This is a genomic window from Dethiothermospora halolimnae (genome assembly GCF_037577855.1).
Lineage (GTDB): Bacteria > Bacillota > Clostridia > Tissierellales > VENL01 > Dethiothermospora > Dethiothermospora halolimnae.
In genome coordinates this window covers 100,090-116,469 of sequence record NZ_JBAKFX010000005.1, presented here as the reverse complement: position 1 = coordinate 116,469, position 16,380 = coordinate 100,090, and the positions used below count along the sequence as shown (strand labels likewise).

The following is a 16,380-nucleotide window of genomic DNA, read 5'->3' as shown; positions in this document are numbered from 1 at the left end:
AAGGAGTGGGTTTTAATGTGGAATAAAGTGTATGAACTTAATAGTAAAACAAAAATTATACATAATAAAAATGATTCTATTGTGATGAATACTTTAAGAGGACAATGGTTTAAATATCCTAAGAAATTAATTAATCTTGTAATAAAAGAAATGGAAAAGGAGAAAAAAATCCAAGATATAGTTGACAGTATTGAAAATGATTTAGAAAGGAAATATATATATAACTTGTTAATTACAATGAAAAAGTTAAATATGATAGTGGAAAGGGAACATACAAAAAAAGACAATAAATTAACAAAAGTAACATTGTGTTTAACAAATCGTTGCAACTTGAAATGTATACACTGTAGTCAAGAAGCAGGAACTAGAATATCAAATGAAGAAATGAGCTTTAATCAAGTATGTAATATTATTGATATATTAGAGAATTTAAGTGTTAAAACCATAGTTTTAACTGGAGGAGAGATATTTGTAAGGGACGATATATATGATATATTACAATATTTACATAAGAAATTTTCTGGCAAGGTTAGTATTATGACCAATGGTACATTAATTAATAATAAAGACACGGTTAAAATTATTAAAAAAATATGTACTCAAGTGGATATAAGTTTAGATGGACATAATAAAGAAAGTGTAAAAAAGATTAGAGGAGAAGGAGTATATGACAAAGTACTATATGGAATAAAGCTCTTAAAAGAAGAAAAAGTAGAAAAAATAACTTTATCTGCCGTTGAAGCGAAAGGAATAGATGTAAGTGCCTTTTATGATCTATGTAATAAATTAGAGGTAAAACCTATTGTGAGAAAATTGGATCCATTAGGTAGAGCTATAGAGAACTTTGATAAATTGGACATAGAAAAGGAATATATGAATGATGAAACCCAGGATGAATTAGATGAAATCAGAAGAAATATAAATGCTAAAAGTTTTTGCACGGCCGGTGAAGACAAAATATATATATCGGAAAATGGAGATGTTTATCCATGTCCAATATTAAAAAGTGAAGAGTATAAAATAGGGAATATATTATCTTCAGCTTTTATGGATTATTTCAATGAAAAAAGTAAAGAGATCTTATCAAAGCTAGCACTGTGTATAGTTGATGAAGTTGATGAATGTAGCCAATGTGATTATAGATATTTTTGTACGGGAGGTTGCCCTTCGGCAGATCAAAGACTTTTTGGTAAAGAAATCTATAGAAAACAACATTGCACTTTTAATAAGAGATTATATGAAAAAGTTATATGGAAATGAGAAAGTAGTGATGATTTAAATGAAAAAAATTAACAGAGAAAAAAAGGGGGTTAAAATAGCTGTTATAGACAGTGGATTTACACCCCATATAGATATAAACAAAGGGCTTATATTAAAAGGAATTGGTTTATATTATGCAAATAATAAGATTAAGGTATCTGACAATTATGAAGATTTGTCAGGTCATGGTACTGCCATTGTAGGTATAATCAATGACAATATACCAGATGCGCAAATATATGTTATAAAGGTATTGGATTATAAAAATCAGTCAAATTGCGAATTATTACTTAAAGGAATAGAGATTGCTATAGATTATGGGGTAGATATTATTAATTTAAGTTTAGGAACAACAATAAAGGAATATAAGAAGGAGTTTTTAAAGATATGTAAATATGCCATGGGCAAAGGTGTTCATTTAGTAGCAGCTGAAAATATGAAAATGATTTACTCTTTACCTGCTAGAATTGAAGGAGTTATTAATGTATTTGCTGGACATATCTATTCTAACAAAAAGATTTACAATAGTGATAAAGGTTTTATAGCTCAAGGAATAAAACGTATGTTATACAGTTTAAATGATAGGTATAAAATGTTAGGGGGAAGTAGTTTTGCTACACCAATTGTTACTTCGTTAGTTGCTAAGATTATTCAAGAAAAGGGGAGATTACCCAATAAATATATGTATTCAGAATTAAGAAAAAGATCTTATAAGGTTTGTAATGGAAATATTATGAAAGTGTTAATAGAAAGATATGAAAATATATCAGAAAATATAGATAAGTATATATTTAAAGAAACTTTATTAGGGTTAGAAAGGGTAGTGCCTATTTATGACTATAATCAAAAGTTAATATCTCAAGGGCTAACATCTGATAAATATTATACTGTATTAAGACAAATAAATAATAGCCTACCAATAAAATATACTGAATTTAGTTATTTGGATTTTTTTAATGTATATTCTTTGGCTAGTAGGGTTCAAAAGTCTACAAAGAGTATACAAAATGAAAAAGAAAGGAGTTAGTTATAATGCATTTAGATTTGTGGGTTACAGATCATTGCAATATGGACTGTTCATATTGTTATATTAATAAAAATGACAAAAGTGAATTTACCAATGGAATGCAAAAGACTCTAATTGATTTTATAGAGTACCAAATAGAGACTAATGAGTATTACAAAAAAGAAAATGAGGCAAGGAAAAAATTAGCCATAAGATTCTTCGGGGGAGAACCTTTGTTAAAATTTGACTATATAAAAGATCTAGTTAATAAAATTAATAAGTTGGCTGATAAATATAAATTTAATAATCCTGTTAGTTTTCAGATGACTACAAATGGAACTTTATTAGATAAAGATAAAGTAGACTACTTAAAGGAAAATAATTTCTCTTTGTCCCTTAGTATTGATGGTTCATCAACTATACAGAATACACATAGAAAGCTAAATAGTGGTGAGAACTCTTGGGAATTAATAGAACCTAATTTGGATTATATAATTAATAGGATACCAAATACTTTTGCTAGAAGCACATATACGGTGGATACAGTTTCCGAGTTATCCAAAGGAATTGAATTTTTGATTTCAAAAGGATTTAAAAGAATAAAACCTATACCAGATTTTTTTGATTCAAGATGGGGAGAGGAAAGTTTTGCTAAACTAGAGCAACAGCTTTGGTATATAACTAATAAACATATAAATAAAGAGTATCCTAAAGATGTAAAGATATTACCTTTGTATGAATATAAAGTTTTAAAAAAATATGGAGACAGGTGTTTAGGAGGATATTCCCATTTCTCTATAACTTCCAATGGTGATATATATCCGTGTAATTATATATCAAAAGATGAAAAATTTTGTTTGGGGAATATAAGCAACTTAGATTCAATAAAAACTCCAGAAGAAATAAAGGAGGAGTGCAACCCTATTTGTTCTGAATGTGCTTATAGTGAATGTTGTAAAAGTAAAATGTGTGTATATATAAACTATAAAATGACAAATAAATTTAATAAACCCAATGGTTTTTATTGTGCTTATCAAAAGTTAATGATTGAAATAGGCAATAAATTAAAGTCTAAAGCCATATAACAAAAACATATAAAGGGGTGAAAAGGTGATCAAAGCTCAAAATACATATGATTATAATCATTTTATTAGGTTTATATATTTAGGTAAACATGTCATGGTCATTAATGGAAGGACTGGAGTATGGATAAAGATCTTAAAAGAGGTTAAAGATTTTATAGATAAGTCTATAGAAGCAAAGTTAACACTGGAAGAAACTATAAACAAAACAGAGGATATACCAACAAGAAATTATGTTGAAGAATTACTAGAAGAAATGTTTTCCCATAGTATGCTTAAAGACTGTAAAAGTGATGAAAATGATAAGTTAAAATTAGATTCAGTATCTTTTTCTTTGACTAATAAATGTAATTTAAGGTGTATACATTGTGCTAATAACTCTGGAGAATATATAAAAAATGAATTAGATTTTAAGCAGGTTTGTAAGATAATAGATTATATTTCTAATCTAGAAATAAAAGAACTTTGTTTAACCGGTGGGGAAATTTTTGTAAGAGAGGATATAGATAAAATATTAGAATATGCAAGTGAAAAATTTAGTGGAAGCTTAGAAATAATGTCAAATGGAACATTAATAAATAACAAAGAGATTGCTAGATTGATATTTAAGACTTGCGATAAAGTACATTTGAGTCTAGATGGATTTGATAAAGATAGTGTAGATAAAATTAGGGGACCTGGAATTTATGAAAAGGTTTTAAAATCTATAACATTATTAAAAGATGCAGGAATAGATAAAATAACTTTATCTATGGTGAAAACAAAAATTAATGATGATATAAAATTTAAAGAATTATGTGAAAAATTGGGAGTTAAACCGGTTATACGGAAACTAGATCCAGTGGGAAGAGGTAAAGAGTGTTATGATGAATTAAAATTATCTTCACAGAATAATGAAGATGTAAAAATGATGAGAAAGAATGTTAGAGGAAACTGTTTCTGTAAAGCTGGAGTAACTACTATTTTTATAGATGAAATAGGAGATGTATATCCTTGTGATGTGTTAAATTTTCCTGAGTATAGAGTTGGAAATTTTTTTCATGATAACTTTAGTGATAATTTCCAAAGTGATTTGAGGAAAATAATAGAAAAATTAAATATATGTATACTTGATCAAATAGAAGATTGCAAAGAATGCAACTATAGATACTTCTGTTCTAATGGCTGCCCAGGGATAGATAGATTAATCTTTAATAATGAAAATTATAAAAAAGAAATATGCCACTATAATAAGGAGAAATTCAAAAACTTAATTTAAAAGTATTGTAATTAACAAAAAGTATGGTGGAAAAATCAGATAAAACGCTTTACAATAAAATGTAAAGATGTAATAATAAAGATGATGAAAAAGATTAATATACTTTGCTAGGAGGAGAGATTGTGAATATAGTATCTGGTCAAAATATTAAAAAGTATTATGAAGTGGGAGAAAATATAGTAAAAGCACTGGATGGAGTAAATATTTCAATAAAAAAAGGAGAGATTGTATCGATTATAGGATCTTCAGGTTCTGGAAAGACCACGTTATTGAATATATTAGGTGGACTCGATAAACCAACTGAAGGTGAAGTTTTAATAGAAGATAGAAATATACATTCAATGACTAAAGACGATTTGGCTATATTTAGAAGAAGAAACATAGGATTTATATTCCAATCATACAATCTATTGCCAGTGCTTACAGCATGGGAAAATATAATATTGCCCTTGGAGTTAGATCATAAAAATGTAGATAGGGAATACATAGAAGACTTGATGATGACATTACAAATATATGATAGAAGAAATCACCTACCTGGAGAGTTATCGGGAGGACAGCAACAGAGGGTTGCCATAGCTAGGGCACTAGCATCTAAACCACTAATTTTATTAGCAGATGAACCCACGGGCAATGTAGATTCAGAAACAGAGCAGGAAATATTAAAGTTATTAAAGTTCTCTGTAAAAAAATATAATCAAACTCTGGTGATGATAACCCATAGTAGTGTAGTAGCAAATATGGCTGATAGAATTATAAAAATAGAAGATGGAAGGTTAATAGTATAGGAGGAGTTAGATATGTTATTAAAATTATCATGGAAGTATATAAAAAATAATAAAAAACGGACGAAAGCTATAATTATTTCTATAATAATATCGACTCTCTTGCTTACTGTAATAGGTGTATTGGGGTATAATTTAAAAAAACGAAATGTAGAACGGATAATGGATGTAACTGGCGATATGCATGTAACTTTTACTAATCAAAAAGGTAGTTTTCTAAATAAAATAAAGAATAATAATCAGATAAAAAAAGTCGGAAAATCCTATTTGTTTGGAAATGTTGATTTTAGTGAAAGACTAAGTATGTTATATTACGATAAAAATTCTCTAGACATGTTAGATATGAAACTAACTAAAGGTGATTATCCTAAAAGAAAAAATGAGATAATTATGAGTAAACATATATTTGATAAAATGAATCTATCCCATATAGGAGAAAAAGTTAATTTAAAGTTCCGCAAATATAAAGTAAATGCTAAAAATGTACTATCAGCTTTAGAAGAGAAGGAATTTGTAGTAAGCGGTATTTTAAATGAATCCATATTGACAAATAGAAGTATCTTAATAACAGATCAATATATTGAATCTGAATATGGTGTAGAAGATTTAAAATATGATTTTTTGGTTAAGTTTAATAATGATATAAATATTGAAAATAAATCATATGATATAGCAGAAAAAGTGGGAATAGAACAAGAAAACATAAAAATTAATCATTTTTTATTAGAAGCTAAAGGATATGATTTAAAGTCGTTAATACCATATATAGTTATAATAGGTATTATATTATTAGCTACCATATTAATTATATATAGTATATTTTATATGTCCATAAACGATAGAATACGGCAGTTAGCATTGGTAGCCTGCATTGGGGTAACTAATAAACAGATGAAAAAATTAATTTTATATGAAGGGTTATTTTTAAGTGTTATAGGAATTCCAATAGGTGTAATATTGGGCTCTTTAATTGGTTATAGTATTAATTTTATTGATATTTTGAATAATATAGATATTAGTATACCAGTTAAAATGATTATGTTGGTTACATTAATATCTTTTATATCTGTCATGTTGCCTATATTTAAAGTTATTAAAATCGTGACAAGGAAATCTGCCATAGAGTTAGTAAATTATGTAGGAAGAAAGTCACATAAGACCAAAAGAAGAAGTAGGCTTAGCTCTTTTTTTAGTAAAAATACTAAGCTTGCATATTTAAATTTATTAAGAAATAAGAAGCGAACATTTATTACTATATGTTCTTTATCTATTAGTGTTATACTATTTATAACCTTTTTAAGATATTCTGAACATATGAAAATAGACCATTTAGTTTATACTAAGATGGGACTAGATAGTGATATTACAATATCTAAGAAAATAGGCTCCCAAGCTAAATTAGATAAGATTGCAGAAAAACTAGATGGTATTGAAGAAATAAAAGATTATTATACTATAGGGCATAGGCCTTATAGCATGAAGTTAGATGATAAAAAGATGAGAAAAGAATTGATAGAAAAAATAAGAAAGTATAGTGAAGAAGATAGAATTTTAGGAGATATGTATCTATTAGATGGAGAGCGAATAAAATCTCTTAATGATTATTTAGTAAAAGGAAATATCAATGCAGATGAAATGGAGAATAGTCCCGTAGTGATTCTAAAAGAAGATAAAGAAGATTTAAATTATAAAATAGGAGATGAAGTTACAGTTGAGATAATAAACTCGAAGGGAGAGGAAATTAAACAGGATGTAGTAATAGGGGGGATTGTTAGAGCTATTCCTGGAAAGTTATCTGCTGGAGCTGTGGGACCAAAATTAGTAATGCATGAGGAAATGTATAGGAATATTGAAGATGAAAAAATTATATCTAAAATATGTATAAAGTCAAAACAAGATTCATATAAAAAATTAGAAAAAAATATAGAAGAGTTGGTTGCAAATAAAGATATAGAGGTCACCACTATTGGAGAGGTAAGGGAAGAGTTAGAAGAGTATAATAGTTTTATTAAAATTATAGTGGTAGGCTTAGTACTGTTAATATCCATAATATCCATTATAAACTTTAAAAATACATTAACAGCTAGTATATTAGCAAGGAAAAAGGAGATAGGGGTAATACAAGCGATAGGGATAACTAGAAAGCAATTAAAACAAATGGTTTATACAGAGGGTTTAAGTTATGCGGTTATAAGTATAATAATATCTAATATATTGGGGATATTTTTATCAACCCATATTATCCAATTAATTACTGAGACAAAAGTAACATATAAATTTATGCCTAGTATTATTTTACTAGACATTATTTTTATTGGTATAGTATTCATAAATACATCTAGTATCCTAAATAAGCTGGAAAGATATAGTGTGATTGAAAAAATACAATCTGTAGACTAAAGGACTATAGAAGGAGTAAATATAAAAGAAATACTTTCACTTTATTAGTCATCCAAAAGAAATTAACATAATTTAAAGTAAACTCAAATAAAGAATAGAGAATGAATAGACACATATTTTAAAGAAATAACATAATATAAATTAGAATAAAAACATGAAAATATATTTAAATTTTTCAGTGGAATAGATATAATATTGTTTTTATTTTATATAAATATTTAAATGAACTTTTAGGAGGGATTTAAAAATGTTTAATATAAGACCCTTTAGAAAAAGACATTTAAATATGAAGGATGACTTTTCTTCCCCTTCTATTAAAAAATTTTTTAATAATAATTTTTTTTCGGTGATGGATTATATAAAAGAAGATTTAGAAGAAACTGATAAAAATTATTTTATAAAATTAAAATTACCTGATATTAAAAAAGAAGCTGTAGATATAGAGTTCAGTAATAGCTATCTTATTATTAGTGTAAAAAGGGACGAGGCTATAAAAGAGGAGAGGCAAAACTATATTCGGAGTGAAAGACATTACGGAGAATTTAGAAAGAGTTTTTATGTAGGAAATATAGATGCAAGTAAGATAGAAGCTTCTTTTAAAAATGAAACTTTAGAAGTTTTTGTTCCAAAGATAACTTCAGTTAAAAATAGAAAAAGGAAAATTCATATTAATTAAATTAGTTGGGGGATTGTAAATCCCCCAATAACTATTTATATATCGAATAGGGACTGGAAATATCCAGTCCCTATTTAATGCGTAAATATTACAGAATATTAATAATAAATGAATTGACTATTAATACAATAAGTTATAAAATATTTTCTAAATATTAAAAAAATAAAGGAGGTGACACCATGTCTATTACAAAAAATATTAGAAATTATTACATATACTCTACATTTGCGGAGTTATTAATACTAGGACCAATATTTATGTTATTTTTTGTAGCTAAGGGATTATCTTATACCCAAATAATGACTTTAAATTCAGTTGCAGCTGTTTCAGTGGTATTATTTGAAGTACCTACAGGGGCTATTGCCGATAAAATAGGAAGAAAATTTAGTATGTGTTTGGGGGCCATATTTTGGGCGATTAGTCTCTTAGTATATATACTAGGGACTAATTTTTTTATATTTATGATTGCAGAAGTAATATTTAGTATAGGTGCAACATTAAAATCAGGTGCAGATACGGCACTTATTTATGATTCATTAAAATCAAAAAATAACGAACATAGGTTTCAAAAAATAGAAGGTACGGCTAGGTCACTGTCATTGTGTGCCCAGGCTATAGGCTCAATAATTGCATCTTATATATATGAAATAAACATAAATCTACCTATGATAGTTTCCATAGGATTTATGATTATAACAGTTATAGTAGCATTAAGATTTGATGAGCCATCTATAAAAAAAGAGAATGATGATACCATACAATATTTTAAGCAAATAAAGGACAGTGGAAAATATATATTTAACCATGAGAAAATAAAAGCTATATTAGCTTTTTCAATGGTATTTTATATTTTTTATAGGGCAGGGTTTTTATATTTTCAGCCATATATGAAAGCAGTAGATATACCTGTGAAGACCTTTGGGGTTGTATTTTTTATATTCAATATAACTGCGGCTTTGGTTTCTAAGATAAGTGATAGAATAATGAGCAAAACTAAACCAAAGACCCTTACATTTATGGCAGCGCTACTTATAGTATCTTTTATTTTACTGGGGTTAGTAAAAGTGGAAGTGGGAGTAATTTTTATATTATTACAACAAATAGCTAGGGGGCTATATAGACCTGTTACTAGAAAATATTTAAATAAACATATACCATCGGATAAAAGGGCTACTATACTATCATTTCAAAACTTAGCAACAAGTTTAGCATCAGCTATATTCTATCCACTTATAGGTATATTATTAGATAATACAAATATATTTACATCCCATCTAGTATTGGCTGGAGCTATGATAGTAATGATGTTTTTTGCAACTAGATATATGGATAAGCGGTTGGGAGTTGCTTTTAAAGAAGAGAGTGGAAAGAAGAAATTTAAAACAGAGAATAAAGAATAGAGAATAAATAATAGATGAGGAAACCTTCGACTGAAGTCGAAGCTATAGATTTTATTATGGGGAGATCAAGATAGAAGGGGGGCGTATAATGTTAATTAGAAAGGCGGTAAAAGAGGATGCTAAGGAGATTATTAATATTAATCATAAGACGTGGCGTATCGCATATAGGGGAATAGTATCCCAGGAGTTTATGGATAAGAGGGATAAAAAAATAAATGATAAAATAACTAAAATGTCTAAACAAATCAAAAATAATCAAGTAAATATATTGGTTGCTGAGGAAGATGAGAAAGTTATTGGATTTGTATCCTACGGAAAAAGTAGAGAGAATAGATATGAATCAGAAGTATATGCTATATATGTATTGAAAGAATATCAAAAAAGAGGCGTGGGGAAAAAGCTTATTAAAAAAGTTATAGAAAATTTGATAAAAGAAAATTATAGTAATATTATAATTTGGTGTTTGAAAGACAATAAATATAAAAAATTCTATGAAGAAGTAGGAGGTCAACCTAGAGAAAATAAGGTATTGAAAATAGGGAACAAACAATTAGACACAATAGGATATGGGTTTTATAATCTGAACAAAGTAATGGAAAAGTTAGGTTGAGATTAAAGAAGATTTATTCACAGTATTCTGTATCAACAAAAAAGCACCGAAGGTGCTTTGGTATGGTTACAATTTATAATTTACAATTTATAATTTACAATTTATAATTTACAATTTATAATTCTGAAGCTATGCTTCAGCGAGGGGGTAGATAAAAATGTTAAAAGGTAAAAAAGTAAAGTTAAGGGGAATAGAAAAGGAAGATGTTAAGTTAGCATATAAATATATGAATGATCCAGAGGTGATATTAAATTTAACTCCAAGTATACCATATCCCATGACTTTAGATAGAGAAATGGATTGGTATGAGAATCAAAAAAAATCTAAGGATACATATAATTTTGCCATAGAAGCTATAGAAGAAGGTATATATATAGGGGGATGTGGAATTAATACATTAGATCTAAAAAATGGAGTTGTAATAGTAGGAATATTTATAGGAAATAAGGATTATAGAAGTAAGGGTTATGGAACAGAGGCAATGAAATTATTAATTGATTTTATATTTAATCAGATTAATGTAAATAAGGTGCAATTAGTAGTATATGGCTTTAATGAAAGGGCAATAAAATCATATAAGAAAAATGGATTTATCGAAGAAGGAAGAATAAGACAGAGAATATTTAGAAATGGAAAATATCACGATGAAATAGTTATGGGCATACTAAGAGAAGAATATGAGAAGATTAATATATAGATTTATTCACTAGTGTTCAAATAATGGATAAATAAACCATTGACATTAGTAATATGATTATTTTTGAAATAATTCCATAAAATTAGGTATAAAAATAGCCAGTAATCTTTGGTTTAATATAATTACCACATAACCATATCAACCAAGGAGGTTACTGACTATGGGTAATTATATCAAACTTTTCGAAGAATTTATAGATATCATTAACTGGAATACTTTGAAAAAGTCTACATTTAAAATGAATATTGATTACAATATAGCTCAAAATCATTTAAAAGCTCTCATTTATTTTCACTTAGCAAAGTTAGATAGCTTGAGAGATATACATTCTTTTATGGAATCGAATTCTGGTCTAAAAAGTTTAATTAAAGGCATTAGCCTAGGGTCATTATCACATTACAATAACAACATAAACTATGAAATTTTAATTCCCATAATGAATGAATTAATCAATACAGCATTAAAATCTATAACTATAGATGAAAAGCTAAAAAAATTTGGGGCGATAAAATTAATTGATTCATCTACTATAAGTATGGCTATCACTTACTTTAAGTGGGCTAAGTTCCGTAGCACTAAAGCTGGAATTAAGCTTCACACAAAGTTTGACCTTGCTAAGGGTGTTCCTGAACAAATTATTGTCTCAAACGCTAAGATACATGATAAAACAAAGTTAGATGAACTAATGACTGAAAAAAATGCTATTTATATTTATGATAAAGCATATATTGACTATAAAAAATTCGACAAATTAGATTCTAATGAGAAACAATTTATTACTAGATTAAAAGATAATGCTATTGCTTCTGAAGTTCAGAGTTTAGATGTTACTTATTCAGAAACTCAGTTATTAGATAAAGAAACTCAAATTATTTATGATAAAATAGTGTACCTTGGTAATGATTGTAATAAAACAAAACAGAAATATAGGATTGTAAAGGTAATAACTTCAGAATACAAGGAACTAATTTTTCTAACCAATAATTTTACTTTGTCAAGTGAAGAAATAGCATGGTTATACAAAAAACGTTGGGAAATCGAATTATTCTTTAAATGGATAAAACAAAATTTAAAAATTAAAAGGTTTATTGGCCATAGTTTAAATGCTGTTATGATGCAAATAATTACAGCTATTATCACATTTATTATGCTAAAGCTAGTTAAGGATCACTCTAACTCAGCCTACGGCTTATTAAAAATTAGAAGATTAATAAAGTATTCAATAACTGAATTAGTCAATAAAGATATCTTTAGTTGGGCATTATGGCTAGGGGGATAAAATATAGAAAATAATTCCATATAAGACTACAGCTTATCCCTACCGGGAAACTACGCTCATTTTTATTGGTATTATATACCAATATCGTAAATTGCTTATTTTTTAGCTTTGAGCATTTGAGTTATAAAAGTCAATGGTAATATTTTTAAATTATTGAACACTAGTGAGATTTATTAAAGAAATAGCTTCTAAACATGAAACAACCATCATCCTAATTAGGATGGTGGTTGTTTCATGTTTAGAAGAAAATTATACTATAAATGATAAAAAATTTATAAAATATAAATTTAACTGTAACTTTTTATTATAAAATACGAATATAGGATGAAATGAAAAGTGAGGTGGCAAGATGAATGAAGATAAAATATTATTAGAGGGCTTTAAATCTGGAAATCCCAAAAGTTTTGAAAACTTAATCATAAAATATAGACAGAAGGGAATCAACTTTGCAAAAAAATATCTTCATGATTACTATCTTGCAGAGGATATTGTACAGGAAAGTTTTGCTGAGATATATGTCTATAGAGACAGATATGATCCTAAGTATTCTTTTAAATCATACCTTTATTCGATTATAAGAAATAAATCTGTAGATTATATACGAAAAAATCATAGTATTCCCGTTAAAGAAATTAGTTTAACCACTGAAGATACACCGGAGAAATCATTTTTTAATAAAGATAGAAAAAATACAGTTATAGAAAAAATTAATCAAATGAAAATGGATTATCGTATGGCAATATATTTGGTGGAGTATGAAGAACTAAGTTATAAGGAAATTGCTAAGATTATGAATAAAAATATGACTCAAGTGAAAATACTTATTTATCGTGCTAGAAAAAAACTTAAAAACCTTTTAGAAGGGGAGGTTTAGTTATGTATGATGAAAAGAATAATAAAGATTTTTTACAAGGTGTTTGGAATAAGGTAAGATATTTAGAATATAAAAAATGGGAAGAAGAAAAGGTAAAGGAAAATAGAAAAAAAATTAGGAAAAGAAATAAAAAAATAGTTATAACTTTTATTCCAATAACAATAGTTACAGTTTGTTTAGTCCTAGTTATGATGAGGGAAAATGTTACTTTAGAGTATATTATTAGTTTTATTTTAGCCATAGGCACTTTATATGAAAGAATATTAAACTCTAGTTTATTTGGAGGTGATCTATAAATGAAGATAAGTATAAAATCATTAAGTAAAAAATATGGAAGTAACTTTGCGTTAAAGGATATTAACTTAGAAATAAATAAGGGAATGTTAGGATTATTAGGACCAAATGGTGCAGGTAAAACCACTTTGATCAAAATATTAACCACATTAACACAAAAGTCTGAAGGTGAGATTTATATAAATGATATAAATATAACAAATAAAAAGGAAATAAGAAAAATAGTGGGATATCTTCCTCAAGAGTTTTCAGTATATCCATCTATGAACGTATATGAAACAATGGATTATTTAGCACTACTTTCAAAAATTACTCCAAAGTCCAAAAGAAGGAGTTTAATAATGGAATTATTAGAAAAAGTAAATTTGGAAAATCATTTAAAGACTAAAGTCAAAGCTTTATCTGGTGGGATGAAAAGAAGACTGGGAATAGCTCAAGCATTATTAAATAATCCTAAACTATTAATTGTAGATGAACCTACAGCGGGACTTGATCCTGAGGAAAGGATACACTTTAGGAATTTACTTAGGGATTTTTCTGATGATAGAATAGTAATACTATCCACCCATATAGTAGAAGATGTTGAATTTACATGTGAGAATCTAGCTATATTGAAAGAGGGTAGCTTATTATATAGTGGGAAGTCCAATGAGCTTATAAAAACGGCAGAAGAAAGTGTGTGGACTGCAAACATGCATAGGGAAAATTTGGATAGTATAAGAAGGGATTATACCATAATATCCACTGTATCTGAAGGCCAATTAATAAAAACTAGGTTCTTATCAAAGGATAAGCCCATAAATGAAGCTAAATTGGTTAAACCATCTATAGAAGATGCTTATATGAAATTGGTTAAGGGGGTGTAGATATGTTTTTTGAATTAATAGGCAAAGAAATAAAACAACAATTTAAAAGTATAACATTTTATTTATTTATAATTATTTTAATATTTTCTTATCATACTCAATTTATAGGGGATTTACCAGATTCTATCAAACCTACACCACCTAATAAAGAAAATGGATATAATAATTATTATGGATATACATATGATGTGAGTCATATGGAAGAAATGAAATCAGTGTATTCCTCTTTATACAGGGATTATAAAAATAAAGAGACATTAATACATGGTACTGTTATGAATAAAACTGTAAAGTTATCACAAGAACAAATAGATTTTCTAAAAAAAACCATGAAAAAAATATCTATTGATGGATATCAAGAAAAAGGCTTAAAAATAGATATAACATATGAAGATTATTTAGATTTAATGGAAGAAGTTGATAAAAAACTAGGAGGTGATACATATTATGATTCGGAATATAGATATATGATTACAAGAAAAAGATTATCCTACGAAGAAGCACTAGAAAATTTTAATATTCTAATGGAAAAGGATAAACTAACAAGGGGATATGGAAGGTTATTTGCCGATTATATGGGGATAACTGCAGGTATATACTTAATATTTTTATCGGCTTTTGTTATTACTAGGGATAAAAGAAGTAAAATGGATGGCTTAATATATAGTAGGAAGATTTCATCTTTTAAATATATATTAGCAAAATATATAGGGTTATTTGTTAGTGTTTTTATTGGTTATATTGTTGTAGCTACCCATGCTACTATAATGTTTACTAAGATAGCTAGTATTAATAATTATACGATAGATTATTTTGCGTTTTACAAGTATACAATTATATGGATAGTTCCTACAATATTATTTACTTTATCGATTGGGTTTATTATATCTATAGTATTTGGAAATGGAATAGTAGCAATTCCATTTCAATTTATTCTATTTAGTAGGTCGGTTTTACCTTTATCAGGGGATTATGGTTTAGATAAATTTATGATTAGATTTAATAGCTCAGGAAAATATGAACAGTATATTCAGTGGAGACCACAGATTATCACTAATAGGATTTTTTATGTAATATTGTCAATAGCTATATTAATAATTTCAGTATTAGTATTTGAGTGGAAAAGGGGTAGGGGAGATGAATTTTTTACGATCAAGAAAAGAACTGGGTAGATATAATATAAAAATTCTTTGTAATCTGAATATTTTAGCTGCTTTTATAATAATATTACTGACACCTGCTTTATTTAGCCTTAAAAGACTTTCATATGGAGAAATATCTAGAATAGGAGAAATGTATTTACCAATATTAGGTGTAATTTTGCTTACTTATATAGGTAGGATAGAAGAGGAGAACAATGTAGAACAACTAATTTATATAAGGGAAGTATCTAATTTGTTTATATTTGTAATTAGATTAGTATTAATAATGACATTAATTTTTATGATGATACTAGGTATTATTTTAATTGCACGATTACAAGGAGGGATATTTTCTATTTGGAAGGTAACTTTTGGAATTTTCATTTCTTCTGTATATTTTGGGATGATAGGATTAACTGTAGCAAATATTACAGAAAAACTTTCAGCAGGATATTTAGTTTCCTTTAGTTACTTTGCATTTGAATTTTTCACATTGGGAAAATATACTAAAGAGTTTTTTGTTCTTAGTCTTATAAAAGGGAATTTTAGTAATAAGTATAATATATTAATATTGATATTAATGTTTTTAATTTTAAACTTTGTAATGATAAATAGAAAGGGTATTAAAGGTTAATAGAAAGTATATAAGAGAAATGTTGACATTAAATGTAAAGAAACAATATAATAAAAGATAATTATTAATCTTATAAGAAATACTACATCTTAAATTATAATCTAAGATGTAGTATTT

General features: G+C 27.0%; 16 protein-coding genes. All 16 read left to right on the top strand.

Features of this window, described 5'->3' with window-relative positions; all coding sequences use genetic code 11:
* Positions 1 to 15: 15 nt before the first annotated feature.
* The 16 genes from V6137_RS03570 to V6137_RS03495 all read left to right on the top strand — a co-directional run bounded on the left by V6137_RS03570 (position 16) and on the right by V6137_RS03495 (position 16,263).
* Positions 16 to 1,260, top strand: coding sequence for a radical SAM protein (locus V6137_RS03570; RefSeq protein ID WP_425446505.1), 1,245 nt, complete (start codon positions 16 to 18; stop codon positions 1,258 to 1,260).
* A gap of 19 nt (positions 1,261 to 1,279) precedes the next feature.
* On the top strand, positions 1,280 to 2,287 hold the full coding sequence (locus V6137_RS03565; protein ID WP_425446504.1) for a S8 family peptidase: 1,008 nt from the start codon (positions 1,280 to 1,282) through the stop codon (positions 2,285 to 2,287).
* Between the two features lie 5 nt (positions 2,288 to 2,292).
* Positions 2,293 to 3,351 carry a radical SAM protein gene (locus V6137_RS03560; protein WP_425446503.1) on the top strand — a complete coding sequence of 353 codons (1,059 nt, stop codon included), beginning with the start codon at positions 2,293 to 2,295 and terminating at the stop codon, positions 3,349 to 3,351.
* A gap of 25 nt (positions 3,352 to 3,376) precedes the next feature.
* A complete protein-coding gene (locus tag V6137_RS03555; RefSeq protein ID WP_425446502.1) occupies positions 3,377 to 4,606 on the top strand; it encodes a radical SAM/SPASM domain-containing protein in 1,230 nt (409 codons plus the stop codon).
* A gap of 128 nt (positions 4,607 to 4,734) precedes the next feature.
* The gene (locus V6137_RS03550; protein WP_425446530.1) at positions 4,735 to 5,394 is read left to right on the top strand and encodes an ABC transporter ATP-binding protein; all 660 of its coding nucleotides are present in this window, start codon (positions 4,735 to 4,737) and stop codon (positions 5,392 to 5,394) included.
* A 12-nt stretch (positions 5,395 to 5,406) separates the two neighbouring features.
* The gene (locus tag V6137_RS03545) at positions 5,407 to 7,791 is read left to right on the top strand and encodes an ABC transporter permease (RefSeq protein WP_425446501.1); all 2,385 of its coding nucleotides are present in this window, start codon (positions 5,407 to 5,409) and stop codon (positions 7,789 to 7,791) included.
* Between the two features lie 247 nt (positions 7,792 to 8,038).
* On the top strand, positions 8,039 to 8,467 hold the full coding sequence (locus V6137_RS03540; protein ID WP_425446500.1) for an Hsp20 family protein: 429 nt from the start codon (positions 8,039 to 8,041) through the stop codon (positions 8,465 to 8,467).
* Positions 8,468 to 8,646: 179 nt separating this feature from the next.
* Entirely contained in the window at positions 8,647 to 9,867 is a 1,221-nt protein-coding gene (locus tag V6137_RS03535; protein WP_425446499.1) for an MFS transporter, read from the top strand.
* Between the two features lie 88 nt (positions 9,868 to 9,955).
* Positions 9,956 to 10,477 carry a GNAT family N-acetyltransferase gene (locus V6137_RS03530; RefSeq protein ID WP_425446498.1) on the top strand — a complete coding sequence of 174 codons (522 nt, stop codon included), beginning with the start codon at positions 9,956 to 9,958 and terminating at the stop codon, positions 10,475 to 10,477.
* 157 nt (positions 10,478 to 10,634) lie between these two features.
* Positions 10,635 to 11,174, top strand: coding sequence for a GNAT family N-acetyltransferase (locus V6137_RS03525; protein ID WP_425446497.1), 540 nt, complete (start codon positions 10,635 to 10,637; stop codon positions 11,172 to 11,174).
* Positions 11,175 to 11,334: 160 nt separating this feature from the next.
* A complete protein-coding gene (locus tag V6137_RS03520) occupies positions 11,335 to 12,453 on the top strand; it encodes an IS4 family transposase (protein ID WP_425446496.1) in 1,119 nt (372 codons plus the stop codon).
* A gap of 349 nt (positions 12,454 to 12,802) precedes the next feature.
* A complete protein-coding gene (locus V6137_RS03515) occupies positions 12,803 to 13,327 on the top strand; it encodes an RNA polymerase sigma factor (RefSeq protein ID WP_425446495.1) in 525 nt (174 codons plus the stop codon).
* A gap of 2 nt (positions 13,328 to 13,329) precedes the next feature.
* On the top strand, positions 13,330 to 13,623 hold the full coding sequence (locus V6137_RS03510) for a hypothetical protein (protein WP_425446494.1): 294 nt from the start codon (positions 13,330 to 13,332) through the stop codon (positions 13,621 to 13,623).
* Positions 13,624 to 14,487: an ABC transporter ATP-binding protein gene (locus V6137_RS03505; RefSeq protein ID WP_425446493.1), complete on the top strand. Its 864-nt coding sequence runs from the start codon at positions 13,624 to 13,626 to the stop codon at positions 14,485 to 14,487.
* Positions 14,488 to 14,489: 2 nt separating this feature from the next.
* Entirely contained in the window at positions 14,490 to 15,659 is a 1,170-nt protein-coding gene (locus V6137_RS03500) for an ABC transporter permease (RefSeq protein ID WP_425446492.1), read from the top strand.
* Entirely contained in the window at positions 15,625 to 16,263 is a 639-nt protein-coding gene (locus V6137_RS03495) for a hypothetical protein (RefSeq protein WP_425446491.1), read from the top strand. The genes V6137_RS03500 and V6137_RS03495 overlap by 35 nt, the downstream gene beginning before the upstream one ends.
* The last annotated feature ends 117 nt before the right edge of the window (positions 16,264 to 16,380 follow it).

Excerpts from the sequence above, each read along its gene's own strand:
- V6137_RS03505 (WP_425446493.1), top strand. The coding sequence starts at position 13,624 with ATGAAGATAAGTATAAAATCATTAAGTAAAAAATATGGAAGTAACTTT.
- V6137_RS03530 (WP_425446498.1), top strand. The coding sequence starts at position 9,956 with ATGTTAATTAGAAAGGCGGTAAAAGAGGATGCTAAGGAGATTATTAAT.
- V6137_RS03510 (WP_425446494.1), top strand. The coding sequence starts at position 13,330 with ATGTATGATGAAAAGAATAATAAAGATTTTTTACAAGGTGTTTGGAAT.
- V6137_RS03495 (WP_425446491.1), top strand. The coding sequence starts at position 15,625 with ATGAATTTTTTACGATCAAGAAAAGAACTGGGTAGATATAATATAAAA.
- V6137_RS03525 (WP_425446497.1), top strand. The coding sequence starts at position 10,635 with ATGTTAAAAGGTAAAAAAGTAAAGTTAAGGGGAATAGAAAAGGAAGAT.
- V6137_RS03565 (WP_425446504.1), top strand. The coding sequence starts at position 1,280 with ATGAAAAAAATTAACAGAGAAAAAAAGGGGGTTAAAATAGCTGTTATA.
- V6137_RS03545 (WP_425446501.1), top strand. The coding sequence starts at position 5,407 with ATGTTATTAAAATTATCATGGAAGTATATAAAAAATAATAAAAAACGG.
- V6137_RS03570 (WP_425446505.1), top strand. The coding sequence starts at position 16 with ATGTGGAATAAAGTGTATGAACTTAATAGTAAAACAAAAATTATACAT.
- V6137_RS03560 (WP_425446503.1), top strand. The coding sequence starts at position 2,293 with ATGCATTTAGATTTGTGGGTTACAGATCATTGCAATATGGACTGTTCA.
- V6137_RS03515 (WP_425446495.1), top strand. The coding sequence starts at position 12,803 with ATGAATGAAGATAAAATATTATTAGAGGGCTTTAAATCTGGAAATCCC.
- V6137_RS03540 (WP_425446500.1), top strand. The coding sequence starts at position 8,039 with ATGTTTAATATAAGACCCTTTAGAAAAAGACATTTAAATATGAAGGAT.
- V6137_RS03500 (WP_425446492.1), top strand. The coding sequence starts at position 14,490 with ATGTTTTTTGAATTAATAGGCAAAGAAATAAAACAACAATTTAAAAGT.
- V6137_RS03520 (WP_425446496.1), top strand. The coding sequence starts at position 11,335 with ATGGGTAATTATATCAAACTTTTCGAAGAATTTATAGATATCATTAAC.
- V6137_RS03535 (WP_425446499.1), top strand. The coding sequence starts at position 8,647 with ATGTCTATTACAAAAAATATTAGAAATTATTACATATACTCTACATTT.